This window comes from Geomonas terrae (genome assembly GCF_004791675.1).
In the GTDB taxonomy this organism is placed as follows: domain Bacteria; phylum Desulfobacterota; class Desulfuromonadia; order Geobacterales; family Geobacteraceae; genus Geomonas; species Geomonas edaphica.
In genome coordinates, this window is the sequence record NZ_SRSC01000001.1 from 642,057 (window position 1) to 661,338 (window position 19,282).

The window sequence follows — 19,282 nt, forward strand, 5'->3', positions numbered from 1 at the left end:
CGCTGCGCCGAACAAAAAAGGGGGCCCCGGTACACCGGGTCCCCCTTTTTCTACTTATGAATAACGCGATACCTAATCGATCCTGAGAGCCACGAAGAGGGAGGCGTCGCCCCTTTTGAGCAGCATCTTCAGGTAACCACCCTTCTTCACGGCCGCAATAGCCTTGCTGTAATCCTTCACGCTGGTGACCTTGACGCCGTTGATCTCCCGGATCACGTCCCCCTCGGCGATGCCGGCACGCTCGGCGAGGCTATCCGCATCGACGTCGGTAACAAGCACCCCCTTCTCGCCCTGGAGCCTCAGCTGCTGTGCACGCTCCGCCGAGAGATCGGCCACCTTGAGGCCGAGACGGTCGCCGCTCACCGCGGCGTCTTCCTCCTCGCCGTCCTTCAACTTCTCGATGGTGACCTGCAACGGCACCTGCTTGCCGTCACGCAGCACCACGAGCTTCACCGTTCTCCCCACCGCCGTTGCGGCAACGCGGCGCGGCAGCTCGCTCATCTCCTTGATGTGGTGACCGTCGTACTCGAGGATGATGTCCCCACCCTTGACACCGGCCTTCTCGGCGGGGCTGTCCTTGATCACCTCGGCAACAAGCGCCCCCGCCTCCCCTTCCATACCGAAGGACTGGGCGAGATCCTGGGTCACCTGCTGCACCGACACGCCGAGCCATCCGCGGGTCACTTTGCCGCTCTCCTTCAACTGGGGCAGGATGTCCTTGGCCATGTTGATCGGGATGGCGAAACCGATCCCCTGGCCGCCCGAGACGATGGCGGTGTTGATCCCGATCACCTCGCCGTCGGTGTTGAAGAGGGGACCGCCGGAGTTGCCGGGGTTGATCGAGGCGTCGGTCTGGATGAAGTCGTCATAGGGCCCGCTGCCGATGACGCGCCCCTGCGCGCTGATGATCCCCGCGGTCACCGTCTGCGCGAGACCGAAGGGGTTGCCGATCGCCATGACCCAGTCGCCGACCTCGATCTTGTCGCTATCCCCCAAAGGTGCCACCGGCAGGTGTCCCTTGGCGGCGATCTTTATCAGTGCGAGGTCGAGCTTGTCGTCGCGTCCCTTAACCTCGCCCTTGAATTCGCGGCCATCAGAAAGCTTCACCTTGATCTCGTCGGCGTCTTTCACCACGTGGTTGTTGGTGATCAGGTAACCGTCGTCACTGATGATGAAGCCGGAGCCCATGCTCCTTTGTTTGTAGGGGTGCTGCCTGGGCGTCTCGAAGAACTTTTCGAAGTAGTCCTGGAAGGGGTCACCGCCTGGACCTACGTTCGGGTGCTTCTTCATGCCTACCGTTTTGGAAGTGCTGATGTTGACTACCGCCGGCTTTAGTTTCTTGGCCAGCTTGGCAAAGTCGGGGGTTAGGGTCGCGGCTCCCGCGACTGCGGAGAAAAGGGAAGAGAGGAATAAGCTTAACACCAGGAATCTTGCTACGATTGCTGCCTGCATGGCTACCTCCTGAGGGTTTGAGTAGGGTAAAGCTAATACCGCTCCCGGACTTTGTCAAGACTTCCGACACTCGACCGCTTCCAAAGAAAAAACGGACCCCTCCCGGTCGTGTTTCGACTGGAAAAGGTCCGTTTTATTCAGCAGGACAGGTGCCTTCGGCCTCTGCTTATTCTTCTTCTTTGAGGATGTAGCCTACGCCCCTCACGGTGTGGATGAGCTTCTTGTCGGCGTCGCGGTCGATCTTCTTACGCAGGTAGTTCACGTAGACGTCGATGATGTTGGTGAAGCTGTCGAAGGTGTAGTCCCAGACGTGCTCGGCGATCATGGTCCTGGTGAGCACCTGATGCGGATTGCGCATGAAGTACTCGAGCAGGCCGTACTCCTTCGCGGTAAGGTCGATCTCCTTGTCCTTGCGCCACACCTTGTGGGTTACCGGGTCGAGACGCAGGTCGGCGAAACGAATCTCGGCACCGCGGTCGAGCTCGCTCCTCCTCATCAGTGCACGGACGCGGGCGAGCAGCTCGGCGAACGCGAACGGCTTGGTCAGGTAGTCGTCGGAACCGGAATCAAGACCAGCCACGATATCTTCTACGGAGTCCTTTGCGGTCAGCATCAGGATCGGGGTGACGTTCTTCCGCTCCCTGAGCTCCTTCAGAACGGACAGGCCGTCCTTTTTCGGGAGCATCCAGTCGAGCACGATCAGGTCGAACGGCTTCTCCAGCGCAAGTTTCAGCCCCTCTTCACCGTCCGCCGCGGTGGTGACTTCGTACTGCTCTTCTTCGAGCCCGCGCTTTATGAAGCTGGCAACCTTCTTCTCGTCTTCAACCACCAGAATTTTCATGTTGTTTTCCCTCTCTTTGTTAAATATGTCGACCTCTAATCGTGCCTGATATCACCATGGAGCCGGCTCAGGATCTCTGCCGCGGACTCCTCAACGGATTTGTTGGTTACATCGATGACCAGCCATGCGGGGTGGTCCCGGTAAAAGCGCCGGCAGTACGCCAGCTCCTCTTCGACCAGCCTGAAATCCGCGTAACTGCCGCGCGGGCTCTGCCTGAGGTTTCTCAGGCGCGCCGAACGGATGTCTACCAGCCGCTGGGTGCTGATGATAAGGCCAACCACCCGCTCCGGCTCAACTTCTTCCAGCTCCGGCGGCGGTTCGATCCCCTGGATGATCGGGACGTTCGCCACTTTGTACCCTTTGTGCGCCAGGTACATGGAAAGTGGCGTTTTGGAGGAGCGGGACACCCCGACCAGAACGATGTCGGCCTTGTGCAGGTTGCGCGGCTCCTGGCCGTCGTCCTGCTTTACCGTGAAATCAACCGCCTCCATGCGGCGGTAGTACTCCGAGTTCATCTCGTACTGCAGGCCGGGAAGTTTCTGCGGCCTCATTTCCAGAAACTCGGCAAGCTTGAAGAGAAGCGGCGTGATGAGGTCCACCGCATCGAGCTGCCTTGCCTCGCATTCGTTTCTTACGAACTGCGCCAGTTCCGTGTTGACCAGGGTGTAGAAGATTATGCCGGGGGTCTTGGCGACCTCGTCCAGAGCCTTCAGGATGTCTTCCTGGTTCCTGATCTGCCCGACCCGGCGCAGCCGGACGTCCACGTCCTTGAATTGGGTCAGCGCGGCCCGCGCCACCCTCTCCACCGTCTCACCCGTTGCATCCGAAAGTAAATAGACGTGATACATCTTTAATCACCCAAAATCCGCGGCCTTGCGGGGTTCTTTCCGCCCGCCCAGCCAAATTCATTAGATATATACCATGTTTTTTCATTTTAGGCAAAACTAAAATTTAATGGGAAAAGCTTCTCGATTTTTCTTATCGACACATGCCCGAAAAATTTTAATTATAATTACGCCCGACTTTTTTTGGATGTCAAGGTTTTCATTGCCATTTCCTTTATTTCTCTGCTAGTTTAATCCGGCATTCGCAAACCCCAAAGGAGACAAAAACTCATTATGACCACGGACTGGGCCGAAATCGCCTGCGACGTCCCCGCCGAAATGGTGGACACATTAGCGGACTTCCTCGTCGAACTGACCGGCAACGGCGTCGGCATCGACAACATGCACCTCGATACCTTTTCCCTCGATTCCCTCGAGGATAGCAGCATCAAAACCGTCAAAGGGTACCTCCCTCTCGACGACTCCCTGGAGGACATGCGCATCAAGGTGGAGCAGTTCCTCGCCACGCGCGGACCCGAATTCGAGGGGTACGTCTACAAGCCCCCCGTCGTCACCGTCATCAAGAACGAAGACTGGGCCAACAACTGGAAGGTGCACTTCAAGCCGGTCCGTATCGGCAGGCGTCTGGTCATTAAACCGACCTGGGAGGAATATCAGGAGGTGGCAGGCGACTTGGTGATCCAGATCGACCCCGGCATGGCGTTCGGCACCGGTGCCCATCCCACGACCAAGATGTGCCTCGAGTCGATGGAGCGGATCGCCCTCGACCATTGCGGCGGCGTGCTCCCCTCCCCCGTTCTCGACGTCGGGACCGGCTCCGGCGTGCTCAGCATAGCCGCCGCCCTTCTCGGCGCCGGCGCCATTACCGCCGTCGACATCGACCCCGAGGCGGTGCGCGTCACCCAGGAAAATCTCGAACTGAACGGTGTGGCCGACCGGGTGGCAGCGTCCACCACGGACCTTGGCAAGCTCCCGGGCAGCTACCCCGTGGTGGTCGCCAACATCCTCGCCGAGGAACTCGTGCGCCTCTCCGACCAGCTCATCTCCCGCGTCGCTCCCAGCGGATGGCTCATCCTTTCCGGTATCCTGACCGAGAAGGAAGAGTTCGTCCTTGCCGGCTTTCCCTCGCTCACCCTCGTGGAAAACCCCAGGGAGGCCGAGTGGTCCTGCCTCACCCTGAGAAAATCTCAGTAGCGGATGCGCAGTTTTTTCCTGGGCGACAACGCCATCAGTGACGGTGAAGCCGTCGTCACCGGTGAGCTCTACCGGCACATGGCCCGCGTGCTGCGGCTCAAAGAAGGGGCCGAGGTTGAGCTCATCGATGCCGGCGGGGTGAGGCACTGCGGTACCATCGCGGAGGTGGGGGCAAAATCCCTCACCGTCCGCATCGCCGCGAGCGCCGCACTTGCCGAAGAAGAACCCGCCATCAGCATCACCCTCTACCAGGGGCTCCCGAAGGGGGAGAAGCTGGACCTCATCCTGCAAAAGTGCACCGAGCTCGGCATCTCCGAGGTGGTCACCTTCGACGGCGCGCGCTCCATTGTTAAATTTCGGGGCGAGAAGACGGCAGGAAAACTTGCGCGTTTCGAGAAAATCGTGCAGGAAGCGGCCCGGCAGTCGGGGCGTGGTACCGCACCGAGAATCGCGATAGGCGGAAATCTGAAGGAAGTGCTCAAGGAGTCGCGGCAGGATGTGAAGCTGCTCTTGTGGGAAGGGGAGGACGAGAACACGCTGAGGGAAACACTGGCCCGTCACACTGAGCCAAAGAGCGTGGCGATCGTCGTTGGCCCGGAGGGAGGGCTGAGCCCTGAGGAAGTAAAGGAGGCGCTCGCCTGCGGTTTCACCCCGGTCACCCTCGGCAAGCGGATCCTGCGCACCGAGACCGCGGGGCTTGCCATGGTCTCGATCCTGCAGTTCCACTGGGGCGACATCAGGTAAGAGAGATGGATAACCGTTGCAGCCAGCGATTCCGCTCTGCACCTCCTTCCCCCGGAGGGGGAGGGTCGGGGAGGGGGAAACTACCAGGAGGCTTGCTCAGCTGAGCGCCACCACCAACGCTGCAATGGCCAACACCAAAGAAACCGCCGTCGCAGCCATCAAAACTTTCTGACGGGCCAGCACCACCTTCAGCGTCTTAACGGCAAGTTGCAGGTGCCCGGAGGTCTCAAGAAGCGCCTTCTCCAGTTTGCGGTTCTCCTCGTGGAGCTGCTGCACCCTCGCCTCCAGATCGCTTGTCGCGCCTTCCCCCATGAAGCGCCCCTTGGCCCGGTTCGCCATCTCCACCACCACCGGGAGGTTCTCGAACACCCTCCCCCACGGGATCTTCGTCGCCGCGATCTTCGCCACGCTCCAGATACTCATCTGTACCTCCGTTATTTGCTTTCCGCGGGCCTGCACCGCCCTTGGTCTTGTCTTGGCCGTTATGAGGGGCGCGCTCGTTGCCTCGCCTTCCTCATCCACCCGTGACGATATCGAGAAACTGTCGCGCGAACAGCGGTCCCTTTGCCGCGTCCTCGTGCTTGAAGAAGACGAAGGCGTCACGCCACCCTTGCCTGTTGACCAGATCCACCCACTTCCCCAATTCCGCAGCCCCGTACTCCGGACGCCTGAGCCTCAGGTATCCCCACGCCGCAGTCGCCACCGCAGGCATCGCTTCGTCTTCCTCGCTGTCCACCAGACATAGCGCCGCATCGTTTCGCTGCATCAGGGAGAAGACCTCGTCGTCGAGCCAGGAGCGGTTGCGAAACTGAAGGGCGACCCGGCGACCTGGAGGGACCAGGGACAGAAAATCGTGCAGCAGGGGGACGTCCTTCTTAAGGCTTGGCGGTATCTGGAACAGCACCGCCCCCAGCCGCTCTCCAAGCACCCCGGCCACATCGAAGAAGTAAGAGACCGCGTCGTCGACCTCCCGCAGGCGCCGGACGTGAGTGATGCTCTGCGGCGCCTTGAGCGCGAAACGGAAAGCTTCCGGGACCTCACCGCGCCACCCTTCCAGCAGTGAGGGCTTCGGCATGCGGTGGAAGGTGTTGTTGATCTCGACACCGTTGAAGCTCGTCCCGTAAAAAGCGAGCATCTTTTGCCCTGCGAGGTGCTCTGGGTAGAAGCTCCCCTTCCATGCCGCGTACGAGAACCCGCTGGTGCCTACGTATAGAGCCATCTTCTCCTCCGCCCGGTCCCTTCCCGCTCCAGCTTCATATTTATACAACACCCCTTGCCCCGCACAAGGAGTTCTAATGGAAAACAGCGGGCGGCCAAGCTCATTTACGAAAAAAGGCGGGTTCACAGGAACCCGCCTTCTCAGCGCATCGATATGTACTGTCTTTTAGGAAATGAGCGTAGCGAGTTCGTCGCCGAACGCCTCGCGCTGCCAGCGCTTCAAAAGCGCGTTCTGCGAGGAACCGGGCTCAGCCAGGGCCTCCAGAAGCGTATTGTTGGCGACAAGACCGACGCCAAGGCCGAGCTGGGCCGACTTCGCCTCGCGCCAGACCTTGAGCTGCTTCACCTTTTCATCCTGGATCCGGTCCAGCACCGGACGACGCGACTGCTGGACCTGGGGGAGCTTATCCTGCGGCACCGCAAGGCCGGCGGCGATCGCCTGCAACAGGCCGCGACCCAGGCGTTCGATCAGCTTCGAGGACATGCTGTGGATGCCGACCAGCTCGAAGTTGTTCCTCGGCTGCTTCTCCGCCAGCTCGCGCAGCAGGTCGTTGCTCAGGATACGGAAGGGGGGGACGTCGGCGCTGCGCGCCTTCTCGTCGCGGAACTTCAAGAGCTCCTCGAGGACGGCAAGCTCGCGCGGCTTCATCTTGTTGGCACCCTTGAAGCGCAGACACATGAGCTCCCCTTCGCGCGAAGGGGAACGCACCCCGGCCACCAGCTCCGATTCCTCCTCCACCCAGGTGAGCCGCCCCTTGCCGACCAGCTCCTGCTCGAGCTGACGGTAAAGCGGGATGAGGAGGGAGGTGTCCTTCATGGCGTATTCCAGCATCTCCGGCGAGAAGGGACGCTTGCTCCAGTCTGCCTTCTGGTAACGCTTGTCCAACTCCACCCCGAAACGCTTCTTCAGCAGCGCCGCAAGGCCGAACTCGCTCTCGCCGAGGAACTGGCTGGCGATCATGGTGTCGAACAGGTTCACGACCTCGATGCCGAAGTCGCGGTACAGCGAGCGCATGTCGTAGTCTGCGCCGTGGAAGATCTTCTTGATGGCGGGGTTCGCGAAGATGGGGGCGAACACCCTCACATCGAGATCGGCCAGCGGATCGATCAGGCGGTTTTCCTGCTCGGAAGAGACCTGGATCAGGCAGACCTTCTCGGTGTAGTGGTGCAGCGAGTCGGCTTCGAGGTCGAAAGCCAGAACCGTCTCTTTCGCGAGCCGCTCGACGAGTTCATCCAGGGTCTTTTGGTCGGTGATGAGGTATGCCGCTGCGGGATTTGTAGCTTTATGTCTGTTCTGCAAAAGTCTCCGTCCGTTTCTGCATCTCTATATGCGGTCAAAATGGTTAGCTGGGCAGGATGCCGGCGGGCTGGGCCAGTCGACGCGCCAGCCGCAAAGATTACAACTTTTTCACCTTATACACAAGTGCCTGAATATCTTTTTTTGCGAAAAAACTTCTCGTTCAGGAAACGGTTTACCGCCCCGGGCCGATCTCGACCAGGGCCTGCACGGTGCGCTCCATCTCCTCTTTCGTTCCGATGCTGATACGCAGGCCGTGGCTGAGCTTCGGGTCGGTGAAGTGCCGCACCAGGATCTTTCTGTCGTAGAGCCCCTGGTAGACGCGGGTGCCGTCTCGGTCGGGAGGGGAAGCGAAGACGTAGTTCCCGCTGGACGGAATCACGTGGTAGCCGATCTTTTCAAGTTCGGCGCTGAACCAGGCGCGCGTCTCCTTGATCTTCGCTACGCATCCGCGGAAATACTCCTGGTCGCTCAGCGCGGCGGCCGCTGCGGTCTGGGCCAGGCGGTCCAGGTTGTAGTGGTCGCGGATCTTGTTGAGCGCAGCGATCACCTCGGGACGGGCGATGGCGAGACCGAGCCTCATGCCGGCGAGCGAATAGCTCTTGGAGAAGGTCCGGGTGACCACGACGTTGTCGAGCGAGCGCACGAGCTCGAGCGAGGTCTCCTCGGCAAAATCGGCGTACGCCTCGTCCACGACGAGTACCCCGGAGAGCCGGCCGGCCAGATCCGCTATGTAGTTTTGGCTGTAGGTGAAGCCAAGGGGCGCGTTCGGGTTGGTGAGGAAGAAGAGCTTCGCGTCGTAGCGCTCCGGAATCCCCTGCGGCTCGAACGCCTCGGAGAGCCCGAAGGTGCGCACCTTGGCACCCTGGATCTCGGCAAGCGTCCCGTAATAGGAATAGGAGGGATGGATGTAGGCGACCTCCTCCCCCTCCCCGGCAAAGGCGCGGATCAGGTTGTTCAGCACCTCGTCCGAACCGTTGGCCATGATGATCCATGAGGGATCAAAACCGTACAGCCGGCCGGCTTCCTCGCGGGCCTGGCGGCTCGCGGCGTCCGGGTAACGGCGCAGCCCCTCGCCGACCTCGGCGGTGATCGCCTCGATCACCCGCGGTGACGGCGGATAGGGGTTCTCGTTCGTGTTCAGCTTGATGTAGGAGGCCGCATCTTCGGGCTGGAAGCCGGGGACATAGCCTGCCATATCTGCGATGTTTTTTCGCAGGGCACTCATGGCAACTCCTTTGCTGGCAGATTCAGGGTGTGAATATAACCAAATTTCAGCGGGAAAGTCAAAGATCGCCGCGTTTAGTAGCGCTCGAGTTCCCGGTAGAGGGTGGTGCGTCGGACCGGCGTGAAGCCGGCGCCCTTGATCAGTTCAATCATCTGCTGCTGCGACATGCGGAAGCGACATCCCGCCGCGGCGACCACGTTCTCCTCGAGCATGGTCCCCCCGACGTCGTTCGCGCCGAAGAAGAGGGCGACCTGGGCCATCTTGGCCCCCTGGGTCACCCAGCTTGCCTGGATGTTTTTGATGTTGCGCAGCACGATGCGGGAGAGCGCCAGCACCTTCAGGTATTCGACGCCGCTCGCCGTCTCGCCGCCAAGCTCGGTGTTCCCCGGCTGATAGGTCCAGGGGATGAAGGCGGTGAAACTGCCACCCTCGGCCTGCAGGTCACGCACTCGGAACAGGTGCTCGACGACGTCCTCGATGCGCTCCTTGCTGCCGAACATCATGGTCGCCGTGGTGGACATCCCGAGTTTCGCCGCCTCGTGCATCACCGTCGCCCATCCCTGCCACCCTATCTTCTTCGGGGAGATTTCGGCGCGCACGCTGTCCACGAGGATCTCGGCGCCGCCGCCCGGGACTGAATCAAGCCCCGCCTCCTTGAGGCGTGCGAGCGTCTCGGGGACGGAGAGTCCGGAGAGCCTTGCGGTGTGGGTGATCTCCGCTGGAGAGAGCGAGTGGTTCTGCACGCCGGGGAAGCGACGCTTGATCTCGCGGAAGAGCTTCTCGAAATAGGTGACGTCGAGGGAGGGGTGCAGCCCACCCTGCATCAGGAGCTGGGTGCCGCCCTGGTCCACGAGTTCCTGGATCTTCGCCATGATCTCGCCGTTCTCCAGCAGGTAGGCGTCCGAGGCGTCGGCGTTTCTGTAGAACGCGCAGAACTTGCACTGCGACTCGCAGACGTTGGTGTAATTAACGTTGCGGTCGACCACGAAGCTCACGCACCCATCCGGGTGCATGCTGCGGCGGATAGTGTCGGCGATGCGACCGACGGCGACGAGGTCCCCCTCGGTGAGGCACCAGAGGGCCTCTTCACGGGTCAGTTCGGCGCCGGAGGCTACTTTTTCATTTATTGTTTTGAGCATGGTGAACCTGCCATTTTCTTTCGGCTCGCGGCAACGGGGTTGTGGACCCGGTGGACCTGGTGAGGCCGTGGAGCCGGTGGACCGTCCGTGGACGGGGATACTAGTAAACGTGCAGTTCGCGGTAGAGCGTGTCGCGCTCTACCGGGATACGCCCCGCCTTGCGGATCATGGCGACGATGGCGTCGCGGCTCATCGCCTGCGGCGTCTCGGCGCCGGCATCGTGGCCGATGCGCTCCTCTACCACGGTTCCATCGAGATCGTTGACGCCGAAGCAGAGCGAGACCTGCGCGATCTTCTCCCCGAGCATGACCCAGTAGGCCTTCACGTTGGCGAAGTTGTCGAGATAGATGCGCCCGACCGCGAGGGTCCGCAGATCGTCGACGCCGCTCGTGCCGCTGCCGCCGATCTTAAGCTCCGAGTGCTCGGGCTGGAAGGCAAGCGGGATGAAAACCTGGAAGCCACCGGTCAGGTCTTGCAGCTCCCTTAACTGACGCATGTGGTCGACGCGGTCGGCAACGCTCTCCAGGTGCCCGTAGAGCATGGTGGCGTTCGATTTCAACCCGGCCTCGTGCACCTGTTTCATGATCGAGAGCCACTCTGCGCCGCTTATCTTCTCGGGGCAGAGCTGGTTGCGGATTTCCGGGGCGAAGATCTCGGCGCCGCCGCCGGGAAGCGAACCGAGCCCGGCCTCTTTGAGCTTCTCGAGGGTCTGCGGGATGGTGAGCTTGGCAAGGTCGGCCAGGTAAGCGATCTCGACCGCGGTGAAGGCCTTCACGTGCAGGTCGGGAGAGACCGCCTTGATGGTAGCGAGCAGTTCCAAGTAGAACTCGAAGGGGAGATCGGGGTGCAGCCCGCCGACTACGTGGATCTCGGTTGCCCCCTGCTGCAGCGCCTCCTCGGCCCGGGCACGCACCTCGTCCAGGGACATCAGGTAAGCGCCCTTCTCGCCGGGCCTTCTGAAGAAGGCGCAGAAGCGGCAGCGGTTCACACAGATGTTGGTGTGGTTGATGTGGCGGTTGACGTTGAAGAAGACCTTGCGGCCGTTACGCCGCTCGTTCACGGTCTGGGCCAGTTCACCAAGCGCCAGGAGGTCGGGGTACTCAAAGAGAAAGAGCGCCTCGGCTTCGTCGATGCGCACTCCGGAATTCACTTTTTCTGCTATCGCTGCAAAGTTCATTGCTGCTTTTTCCTTTCTTGTCGGACGTCAGACCAGCCGGACCAGCCGGACCAGCCGGACCAGCCGGACCAGCCGGACCAGCCGGACCAGCCGGACCAGCCGGACCAGCCGGACCAGCCGGACCAGTCGGACCAGTCGGACCAGTCGGACAGGTCAGACGGGTCGGAAGTGGCGGACCGGCAAACTCACATGCCCGCCTATGCTTCGGCACCCCAGCGTTTGAAGAGATTGTGCTCGACCTGCACGCTGTCCAGCACCTTCCCCACCACGAAGTCCACCAGATCCTCAAGGCTTTGCGGCTTGTGGTAGAAGCCGGGCATCGCGGGGACGATACGCACACCCAACCGGGAGAGCTTCAGCATGTGCTCCAGGTGTATCGCGTTGAAGGGGGTCTCACGAGGCACCAGCACGAGCGGGCGCACCTCCTTGAGCATCACGTCGGCCGCACGCTCGAGCAGGTTTCCAGCGTTGCCGCAACTGATGCGGGAGAGCGTCCCCATGGAACAGGGAACCACGATCATGGCATCCGGCGCGGAAGAACCGCTGGCGATGGGGGCGAAAAGGTCGTCGCTGGCGTAGTAACGTAACCCGTCACCCTCATACCCAAGCCAGCCGCTCAACGGTTCCTGCACCTCTGTGTCCGTCCCGCCCCAGGAAAGCCCGCACTCCTCGCGCAGAACGGTGAACCCCGCCGCGGTGATCAGGACGCTGACCCGGGCCCCACACTTGAGCAGTTCCTCAACAACCCTCAGCCCGTACACACTGCCGGAGGCACCGGTTATGGCGACTACGAAATGCCGCTTGCTCACAGCGCACCTGCGGTCATCGTGTCCAGTAAAGTGGCGAAGAAGAGGGTCACGCTGATGTAACCGTTCATGTTGAAGAAGGCGGCATCGAGACAGGCGAGGTCCCCGCCGCGCAACAGGTAATGCTCATACAGCAGCATTCCGCAGGTGGCGACCACACCGGCCAAGAAGAAATGTCCGAGCCCGAGATGGAAGTACAGGCCGATCAGGAAGAGACAGGAAACGACGTGGAAGATGCGCGAGGTCCAGAGCGACCCGTTGACGCCTAGCCTCGCAGGAATGGAGTGCAGCCCGCTTTCACGATCGAAGTCCATGTCCTGCAGCGCGTAGAGGATGTCGAACCCGGCCACCCAGAACAGCACGGCGAAGGCAAGCAGGAAGGCGGGGAGGTCGGCGCTGCCGCGAATGGCGATCCATGCACCGAGCGGTGCACCGGCAAGACAAATGCCCAGGACCACATGGGCCAGCGAGGTAAAGCGCTTGCAATACGAGTAGAGCAGGATGAAACCGAGTGCCACCGGTGAAAGGTAGAGGCAGAGCGGGTTCAGCATGCGCGCCGCGAAGAGCATGAGCAGCACGGAAATGGCGATGAAGAGGAGCACGGCGCCGCGCCCCAGAAGGCCCGCCGGAATGGCACGCCCCGCGGTGCGCGGGTTTCTGCCGTCGATCTCGGCATCGATCACACGGTTGAGCCCCATGGCTGCAGTACGCGCCCCGACCATGGCGAGGATGATCCAACCGGCCTGGGCCAGCGTCGGCACCCCACGGGCGGCCAGTACGGCACCGGTGAAGGCGAAGGGAAGCGCGAAAATGGTGTGGCTGAACTTTATCATCTCCAGGAAAATTCTTACCCTGGCGTATATCGTCATCTCTACTCCTGCGTGACTGCTCATGAACTACCTTTCCCGCCCGTCGCTGTCGAAGAAGCCGTACTCACGCCACCTCTTCTCCACACGGGCGCTTACCGATGCATCCTGCCGTACTTTAACCGAAACAAGCCCCCCTTCCTCCGGAAGCTTGCCTGTCGCATCGACCCCGAGGCAGCCGTCGGGCGTCACCACCAGGTCGCGCGGAAATTGAACCGAGTTCAGGGCCTGCCAGAACCCTTCCGCAAGGGTCAGCTCCCCTTCGGGCCGATCCACGACCACCAGGAGTTTTCCCCGTTTCAGCCATCCCTCGCTGCGCAGCCTTTCCAGGACCCGTCGTCCGTCCCCCGGCGCCTTCTTTTCGATGGCGACGATGGCGCAGCCGTGAAAGATCCCCTCCAAAGGCATGACCAGGTCGGCTATCTCGGGACAGTCGCGCCGCAAAAACGGAAGCAGCAGCCGCTCTCCGGCCTTGGCGAGGTAGCAGTCTTCCATGGGCGGAGGACCGACCACGGTGGCCTGGCAGATGGGATCTTTTCTGTGGGTGATGCAGGTTACCCGCAGCAGCGGGACCTCTTCCCCCGGATCGTATGCGCCGGTGTGGTTCCCGAAAGGCCCCTCCCCCCGGGTCGCGCCCGGTTCGATGACCCCTTCGATCACCATCTCGGCGAAAGCCGGAATCAGGAGATCCGAATCGAGGCAGCGCGTCATCTCCACCGGCGCCCCTTCGAGGTAACCGGCAAAAGCGGCCTCGTCCACTCCTTGCGGCAGGGGAAGTGCGGCAGCCAGGGTCAATGCAGGGGACGCGCCCACCGCGATGGCGACCGGCATTGGTTTGCCCGCATCGCGGTACTGGCCCCAGTGCGCATGGCCACCGCTTCCCGACTTCCAGCGAATCCCCGCGGTCCGATCGTCGAAGATGCGCACCCGGTACATGCCGCAGTTGACGGCACCGGTGGCGTGGTCGCGCGTGAAGACTAGGGGAAGGGTGATGAAGCGCCCTTTTTCGCCGGGCCAGCTCTTCAGGAAAGGGTAACGTCCCAAGTCCGGAGTACGACAGACCACTTCCTGGCAGGAAGGGTCCCGCACCAAACGCGGCGCCGGGGCCAGGTCCGGAGACTCAAGCAGGTGTTCCATCTTGCCGGTCAGTTGGGAGAGGTTCTCAACCTGGAGCGCGAGCGCCATCCGCAGGGGTGAGCCGAAGAGGTTGGTTGCCAGCGGGTGTGAACTTCCCTTCACGCTCTCAAAGAGAAGCGCCTTGCCGCCGTTGGGGAGCTTGCTCTGGCGGTCCGTGATGCAGGCGATCTCCAGTTCGGGATCGACCTCCGCATCCACCCGCTGCAGTTCTCCCGCCGCGTCCAGCTCGGCAAGAAACCCGCGTAAGTCCCTGATGGCCATGCACACTCCGCAAATAACCTGAACTGCAAGTTTTTAACACTTCCACCGGGCGATGACAACGTTTTTCTTCCCCCAGACCAGGGCGCCCAAAGCATCCCGCGCAGCCCCCAGTCTCAGTCTCCGGAATGCGCAGCTGTTCATGAGCCTTCGCCCCGGACTTGGCAGACCGTGCTGCTAGCCAAGTTTGGTACAGCACCCCCCAAAGCTGCGCAAACGCTGAACATCAACTTTTTGAAAACAGCGAGCAAAATTTCTCCAGTTCAGAAGAATTAATGCCGATAAGTGAACTACATACGACGATTCTTTCACATGAGAAAATTCTGGCACCGTGTGTGTAATAGAGGTAGCAACCAGGTAAAAAAGGGGGGCTTCCATGAACACCTACACCACCACGAACTACGCATCCCGCAAAAGCTCATTCAGCGCAAGAACCAGGGCGCTTCTTCTCTCGATTTCCTTGGTGGTCATCGCCGGCTGCGGCGGTGGCGGAGGCGGCAGCGCCCCTGCAGGCGTCGACACGACTCCGACCGCACCGAGCAACTCCTACACCATCACGAGCGACGGCTACGGGCTGGCGAAGGTGACCTACCTCTCCTCCAGCAAATCCGATCTCGGGATCGTGTTCCGCGCCGCCATCGCGACGAGCCTTACCGATCCGGACTACAAGACGGTCACCCGCATCGACATCCACCCCGGTGCTGCGATCACGCCGCAGGTGGTGTACTCCTTGGGGAGCGGTGGAGCGGCCCCTGCTTTCCCCGGCAGCGTCTACTTCCTCAACGGTCAACCTTCCACCCTGATCAGAACGATCGGTGGCACGATCAGCTTCACCCGTTACGGCAGCAACACCGGGGACAGGGTGAGCGGCAGCTACAACGCGATAATAGAAGACGACAACAACCCGGCCAAGCCCACCTACACGGTCGCCGCGAGCTTTGACTTCGTGATCGACAGCTACGGCCCGGCACCGGCCCCTTAACCAAACATAAAAAGCCTGATAAACCACCGCCGTCGGCAGCAACACTGCCGGCGGCGGTTTCTTTTTTCCTCTCCTGTCTGCCCCCCCTGATCGAAAGCCGACTCATGAATGAAGCAAGGTGTCACCTGCCGCAGCGGCAAGACAGATGCGCCGACGCACCCGCTCCACCTCTCATTGGAAAAATAACTTTATATTTTTCAAGCAATTTGGTATTGTGGCGCGATTTTGTAGGACATAAGATGGCGGACATCTAAGCACACTCGGAAGTGCCGCTGGAGATCGACTCCGTAACCGCTCGACAATATTGGTATAACCAGTTTCCAACTGATCAAGGGAAGGCATGGTTTCATAGCTCACTCAGAGACATAGCTTACTCCGATAACGGCAAACCCGGAGCAATCCGGCGACGCAAAGCCACGGGTCCACTGCGAGAGGCAGGGGATAGCCGGGTTACCGAAGAGCATCTGGAGTCAGGCCCGCAAGGGGAGAGCTGCGCTTTCCAACGGTCAGAGATGCCCGTCTCCATTTATATGCAGACGGGTATTTTTGTATCAGAAGCATCAAAGTGTGGAAGCTGCCGTATAAGCAGCACTTATGCACACAACAAACGTAAACATAAGCATCACAAAGAGCATCAAGCGCCACAACAAGGAGAAAAAATGAAAAGAACGAGCAGTTTGTTGGCAGGCACCGTCGGTCTCCTGCTGGCGGCAATGCCGCTGTCGGCATGGGCACAGCCCAAGGTGGCCATCACCATCAAGGCTGAGAAAGAGGTGAGCGTAACCGCCAAGGGGAAACAGGTGAAGAAGCGGATCGCCGCGAAGGGCGTTCAGCCGGGCGAGGAGATCATCTACACCCTCAACTACGTCAACTCCGGCACCGATGCCGCCAAAGACGTGATCATCAGTGATCCGATCCCTGCCGGCACCTCGTACATTCCCGGCAGCGCGAGCGAAACCGGCGACCTCTCCTTCTCCATCGACAAGGGGAAAACCTTCAGGAAACCGACGCTGCTCACCTACGAGGTGAAGGGAAGCACCGGGAAACCTGAGAAAAAGGTGGCGTCCCCGGATGATTACACCGACGTGCGCTGGACCATCCCCCAGGTGCCTGCAGGCGGCAAGGGATCGGTCAACTTCAAAGTAAAAGTGAAATAGTTATCAACACAGAACGACTAGAGACAGACAAAACTTCAAGTTACGTACGAAGGAGGCATATGACACAAGACTAAACCGAAGCCCCACAAAATCAGAAGCACCAGCAGTAACAGCAGTAACAGCAGGACCTTTTATTTTTTTATTGAAATGATGCAGTACAAAAAGGAGACCTTATGAAACGCAACCTCTTTGCCGTCCTGGCGCTCAGCGCCGTGGCGGCAGCCGCCGTTCCCGCCACGGCACTCGCCAACACTTCTGCCGGCGCTAAAGTGGTCAACGTAGTTGAAGTCACCTACAGCGACACCAGCGGCAACAACAAATTCACCGCAGCAGCCTCCACCACCACCACGGTAAACCTGGTTAAATCCGCGCTCAACGCGACCACCGCACCCTCCGACGGCACGGTAGGCGGCCTTGGCTGCCTGGCCTCCGTCGACACCGTGTCCGGTGGTACGTTTTCCGCGATCTACGCCCTTAGCGCAACTGCCAACGGCGCGGACAACTACACCTTCACCATGGGTGACAACACCCCCAGCACCACAGCCAACGTGAGCCTAGCGGACATCACCAGGACCTACACCACCCTGACCTACAATGGCGGCATCGAAGCGGTTAACCCCAACTCTAGGTTCCTCGGCAGCGCCATCCCCGTCGGCGTGAGCGCGGCTGACACCCTCCTCTTCCCGGGCGGCTCGCTGAGCGGCTTTGAGCAAAACGACATAGTCCTCGTGGAAGTGGCAGAAGGCAGCAGCAAGGTGAAACGCGCCTACAAGGTCCTTGAAGTTACCCCTGGATCCCCGGCCACCCACGACAACAACGACGGAGTCACCGGCTACACCACCGGCGCGTTATCCGACGCAAAACCTGAGGTGAAAGGCTCCCTGAAACTGGGTGCTTACGAAAACACCACCGTGACACTCAACGGTTCTCCGTTCACCTTCGGCGGCAAAAGCATCGCACCGGCCTTCACCACCCCGGCCACCGCCCCCACCATGGGAGTGCCTGTCGGAGAAATGGTGCTGGTAAAGGTCGACGTCAAAGCCAGCGCGTCGAGCGTTACCGCTGACGGATTCGTGGGCTACACCCTCAACGCCACTAACGGCACCGACATCACCCCCCTCACCTGCACCGCCGGTTTCTACAAGCGCAGCCAGCTCTCGATCCAGAAACAGGTGCGCAACACCGCCGGAGGCCCTTGGGGCGGAACCGCTAACGGCAACCCGGGTGACATCCTTGAGTACAAGATCACCGTCCAGAACGTCGGCGGACAGGCGGCGAAGGTCAGCATCAAGGACGCAGTGCCGGCCTACACCACCCTTGTCACCAACGGTAATAACTTCGCAACCATCACCGATTCCCTCGGCAAAAGCGTGACGGTCACCACGGCCGTGGACGCTGAGGGGCAGCCGACTTCCATCAACACCGGCTTCGGCGATGCGGTCCCGACCGATCCAAACAGGGCCATAAACTTCTACCTGGGCGATACCTCCAGTCAGTCCGCTGGCGGAACCGTGCCTTCCTGCAGCACCGCCACTGCGGCAACGCAGAACGAGTGCAAGACCAAAGGCGGCACTTGGCTTGATACCTACACCATCCTCTATCAGGTCAAGATCGACTAACCGTCCGGCGTCCCGGTCGCTTGAGTGACCGGGACGCCGCAGGAGGCATCCCATGAAGTTTTTCGGCAAGAAGTGGCTAGCGCCTGCGCTGGCCGCTACGGTGGTGTTGTGCGCCCAGGCTGCGTTCGCCAGCACAGCCGCCAATACCGCCATCGTGAACAAGGCGGTCCTCTCCTATAACGGGGGGCTCACCGCCGAGAGCTCGGTCACAGTCAAGGTCGACCTGGTGCCGTCGCTCCCCAACGTCACCATCACCAGCGGCAGCGGCGCCTACCAGGGCCCCGACACCCCCGCAATCTCGAACACGGTCACGGTGACCTCGTCCGCTAACGGCCCGGCCGACTACACGGTTACCCCGTCCGTGGCTGCTGCAAGCAACACCACCGGTGCGACCGTTACCGGCGGCACGAGCATCAAGCTCGGAGCGACCATCACCGCCGGCACCGGCACCACCACCTCCATCGTGGTCCCGGCCCCGATCGGGGGTGCCATCACCGCCGACGCCGAGGTGAACGGCATCGCCGTGAACGACATCATCGTCTTCACGGTGAATAACCACACCTACACCCCGAAGGTGACGTCGACTCAGTACAACTCGGCCAACAACACCTTCACCATCAACTGGGCCAACACCCAGGCGATCGCCTCGAGCGATGTCCTCGGCGCCGGCGTGCAGGTCGGTGAGCGCCAGGAAGTGACCCTCACCGCGAAGCCCGGCACCATCGCCACACTCGGCCTGGACATCACCACCACGGTGAAGGCGGAGGTCACCGCGACCAACTTCCCGACCAACTCCGCCACCACCGCACCGGCAAACAAGTGGACCTCCACGCCGCCGACCATCACCTTCCAGAAGTACTCCAGGAACGTGTCGTCGCCGGTCACCGGCAGCGGCACCCCGCACTACAACTCCTCCATCGAGGGGAACACCGGCGCGGGTTCGCTTCCCTACTTCACCGGCGGGGTCACCGGGAAACCGGACGACGTGATCGAGTACGTCATCGAGGTATCCAACAGCGGGTCCAGCACCTTCGACCTCACCACGTGCGCCGTCTCGGACCACATCCCGACCGCCTACGTAACCGACCCGCTGCCGGCCTACACCGGCTCCCGTTCGATCTTCTACATCGACACCAACGCCGCTGCCTCCACGATCGCCGCCGGCGCCATTGGCGCCAACCAGGCGAGCTACGTAGCCGGCAACTCCCCGAACCTGATCGTCAACGTCGGAGATGGCGCCAACGCCACCACCGCCGGGACCATCCCGATCGGCAAAGGGGTCGCCGTGGCTTACCGCGTGAAGATCAAGTAGGGAGCATAAC

18 protein-coding genes and 1 riboswitch are annotated in these 19,282 nt (G+C 61.1%); of the genes, 6 read left to right on the forward strand and 12 right to left on the reverse strand.

All coding sequences use genetic code 11. From position 1 onward, the window contains the following. Window positions 1–72: 72 nt before the first annotated feature. From E4633_RS02715 to E4633_RS02725, 3 genes are all read right to left on the reverse strand, one after another. Window positions 73–1,452 carry a DegQ family serine endoprotease gene (locus tag E4633_RS02715; RefSeq protein WP_135868726.1) on the reverse strand — a complete coding sequence of 460 codons (1,380 nt, stop codon included), beginning with the start codon at window positions 1,450–1,452 and terminating at the stop codon, window positions 73–75. A gap of 166 nt (window positions 1,453–1,618) precedes the next feature. Beyond that, window positions 1,619–2,293: a response regulator transcription factor gene (locus tag E4633_RS02720; protein WP_129125324.1), complete on the reverse strand. Its 675-nt coding sequence runs from the start codon at window positions 2,291–2,293 to the stop codon at window positions 1,619–1,621. Window positions 2,294–2,328: 35 nt separating this feature from the next. Beyond that, window positions 2,329–3,141 carry a pyruvate, water dikinase regulatory protein gene (locus tag E4633_RS02725; protein ID WP_135868727.1) on the reverse strand — a complete coding sequence of 271 codons (813 nt, stop codon included), beginning with the start codon at window positions 3,139–3,141 and terminating at the stop codon, window positions 2,329–2,331. A gap of 270 nt (window positions 3,142–3,411) precedes the next feature. On the opposite strand from E4633_RS02725, the gene prmA reads away from it, so the two are divergent. Continuing rightward, window positions 3,412–4,332 (forward strand): 50S ribosomal protein L11 methyltransferase, encoded by a 921-nt coding sequence (gene prmA / locus E4633_RS02730; protein ID WP_135868728.1) that lies wholly within the window; start codon window positions 3,412–3,414, stop codon window positions 4,330–4,332. Between the two features lie 3 nt (window positions 4,333–4,335). Beyond that, complete coding sequence (locus E4633_RS02735; RefSeq protein ID WP_135868729.1) at window positions 4,336–5,076, forward strand: 16S rRNA (uracil(1498)-N(3))-methyltransferase; 741 nt, start codon at window positions 4,336–4,338, stop codon at window positions 5,074–5,076. Window positions 5,077–5,172: 96 nt separating this feature from the next. Here E4633_RS02735 and E4633_RS02740 read toward each other — a convergent pair whose 3' ends face one another. The 9 genes from E4633_RS02740 to E4633_RS02785 form a co-directional block, all read right to left on the reverse strand. Beyond that, the gene (locus E4633_RS02740; protein ID WP_135868730.1) at window positions 5,173–5,499 is read right to left on the reverse strand and encodes a hypothetical protein; all 327 of its coding nucleotides are present in this window, start codon (window positions 5,497–5,499) and stop codon (window positions 5,173–5,175) included. 91 nt (window positions 5,500–5,590) lie between these two features. After that, complete coding sequence (locus E4633_RS02745) at window positions 5,591–6,295, reverse strand: DUF72 domain-containing protein (protein ID WP_135868731.1); 705 nt, start codon at window positions 6,293–6,295, stop codon at window positions 5,591–5,593. Between the two features lie 165 nt (window positions 6,296–6,460). Further along, a complete protein-coding gene (locus tag E4633_RS02750) occupies window positions 6,461–7,594 on the reverse strand; it encodes a ribonuclease D (RefSeq protein WP_135868732.1) in 1,134 nt (377 codons plus the stop codon). Between the two features lie 172 nt (window positions 7,595–7,766). Continuing rightward, window positions 7,767–8,819, reverse strand: a complete 1,053-nt coding sequence (gene hisC, locus E4633_RS02755; protein ID WP_135868733.1) for a histidinol-phosphate transaminase — start codon at window positions 8,817–8,819, stop codon at window positions 7,767–7,769. 74 nt (window positions 8,820–8,893) lie between these two features. Then, a complete protein-coding gene (mqnC, locus tag E4633_RS02760) occupies window positions 8,894–9,958 on the reverse strand; it encodes a cyclic dehypoxanthinyl futalosine synthase (RefSeq protein ID WP_135868734.1) in 1,065 nt (354 codons plus the stop codon). 100 nt (window positions 9,959–10,058) lie between these two features. After that, on the reverse strand, window positions 10,059–11,135 hold the full coding sequence (mqnE, locus tag E4633_RS02765) for an aminofutalosine synthase MqnE (RefSeq protein WP_135868735.1): 1,077 nt from the start codon (window positions 11,133–11,135) through the stop codon (window positions 10,059–10,061). 197 nt (window positions 11,136–11,332) lie between these two features. Next, complete coding sequence (locus tag E4633_RS02775; RefSeq protein WP_135868736.1) at window positions 11,333–11,944, reverse strand: UbiX family flavin prenyltransferase; 612 nt, start codon at window positions 11,942–11,944, stop codon at window positions 11,333–11,335. Then, window positions 11,941–12,810, reverse strand: a complete 870-nt coding sequence (locus E4633_RS02780) for a 4-hydroxybenzoate octaprenyltransferase (RefSeq protein WP_135868737.1) — start codon at window positions 12,808–12,810, stop codon at window positions 11,941–11,943. Before E4633_RS02780 ends, E4633_RS02775 begins: the two co-directional genes overlap by 4 nt. A gap of 27 nt (window positions 12,811–12,837) precedes the next feature. Beyond that, window positions 12,838–14,205 (reverse strand): UbiD family decarboxylase, encoded by a 1,368-nt coding sequence (locus tag E4633_RS02785; RefSeq protein ID WP_135868738.1) that lies wholly within the window; start codon window positions 14,203–14,205, stop codon window positions 12,838–12,840. Window positions 14,206–14,578: 373 nt separating this feature from the next. Between E4633_RS02785 and E4633_RS02790 the strand changes: the two genes are divergently transcribed. The 4 genes from E4633_RS02790 to E4633_RS02805 all read left to right on the forward strand — a co-directional run bounded on the left by E4633_RS02790 (window position 14,579) and on the right by E4633_RS02805 (window position 19,272). After that, window positions 14,579–15,184: a hypothetical protein gene (locus E4633_RS02790; RefSeq protein WP_135868739.1), complete on the forward strand. Its 606-nt coding sequence runs from the start codon at window positions 14,579–14,581 to the stop codon at window positions 15,182–15,184. A gap of 373 nt (window positions 15,185–15,557) precedes the next feature. Continuing rightward, a riboswitch (cyclic di-GMP riboswitch) is annotated at window positions 15,558–15,642 on the forward strand. 201 nt (window positions 15,643–15,843) lie between these two features. Next, window positions 15,844–16,341 (forward strand): DUF11 domain-containing protein, encoded by a 498-nt coding sequence (locus E4633_RS02795; RefSeq protein ID WP_162604927.1) that lies wholly within the window; start codon window positions 15,844–15,846, stop codon window positions 16,339–16,341. Window positions 16,342–16,514: 173 nt separating this feature from the next. Continuing rightward, a complete protein-coding gene (locus E4633_RS02800) occupies window positions 16,515–17,960 on the forward strand; it encodes a DUF11 domain-containing protein (RefSeq protein ID WP_135868741.1) in 1,446 nt (481 codons plus the stop codon). Window positions 17,961–18,012: 52 nt separating this feature from the next. Continuing rightward, window positions 18,013–19,272 (forward strand): hypothetical protein, encoded by a 1,260-nt coding sequence (locus E4633_RS02805; RefSeq protein WP_135868742.1) that lies wholly within the window; start codon window positions 18,013–18,015, stop codon window positions 19,270–19,272. Window positions 19,273–19,282 lie beyond the last annotated feature (10 nt).

Coding starts and splice junctions, on each gene's coding strand:
- mqnE (WP_135868735.1), bottom strand. CDS start 11,135: ATGAACTTTGCAGCGATAGCAGAAAAAGTGAATTCCGGAGTGCGCATC.
- E4633_RS02720 (WP_129125324.1), bottom strand. CDS start 2,293: ATGAAAATTCTGGTGGTTGAAGACGAGAAGAAGGTTGCCAGCTTCATA.
- E4633_RS02780 (WP_135868737.1), bottom strand. CDS start 12,810: ATGACGATATACGCCAGGGTAAGAATTTTCCTGGAGATGATAAAGTTC.
- E4633_RS02805 (WP_135868742.1), top strand. CDS start 18,013: ATGAAGTTTTTCGGCAAGAAGTGGCTAGCGCCTGCGCTGGCCGCTACG.
- hisC (WP_135868733.1), bottom strand. CDS start 8,819: ATGAGTGCCCTGCGAAAAAACATCGCAGATATGGCAGGCTATGTCCCC.
- E4633_RS02745 (WP_135868731.1), bottom strand. CDS start 6,295: ATGGCTCTATACGTAGGCACCAGCGGGTTCTCGTACGCGGCATGGAAG.
- E4633_RS02740 (WP_135868730.1), bottom strand. CDS start 5,499: ATGAGTATCTGGAGCGTGGCGAAGATCGCGGCGACGAAGATCCCGTGG.
- E4633_RS02795 (WP_162604927.1), top strand. CDS start 15,844: ATGAAAAGAACGAGCAGTTTGTTGGCAGGCACCGTCGGTCTCCTGCTG.
- E4633_RS02790 (WP_135868739.1), top strand. CDS start 14,579: ATGAACACCTACACCACCACGAACTACGCATCCCGCAAAAGCTCATTC.
- mqnC (WP_135868734.1), bottom strand. CDS start 9,958: ATGCTCAAAACAATAAATGAAAAAGTAGCCTCCGGCGCCGAACTGACC.
- E4633_RS02800 (WP_135868741.1), top strand. CDS start 16,515: ATGAAACGCAACCTCTTTGCCGTCCTGGCGCTCAGCGCCGTGGCGGCA.
- E4633_RS02785 (WP_135868738.1), bottom strand. CDS start 14,205: ATGGCCATCAGGGACTTACGCGGGTTTCTTGCCGAGCTGGACGCGGCG.
- E4633_RS02735 (WP_135868729.1), top strand. CDS start 4,336: ATGCGCAGTTTTTTCCTGGGCGACAACGCCATCAGTGACGGTGAAGCC.
- E4633_RS02725 (WP_135868727.1), bottom strand. CDS start 3,141: ATGTATCACGTCTATTTACTTTCGGATGCAACGGGTGAGACGGTGGAG.
- prmA (WP_135868728.1), top strand. CDS start 3,412: ATGACCACGGACTGGGCCGAAATCGCCTGCGACGTCCCCGCCGAAATG.
- E4633_RS02715 (WP_135868726.1), bottom strand. CDS start 1,452: ATGCAGGCAGCAATCGTAGCAAGATTCCTGGTGTTAAGCTTATTCCTC.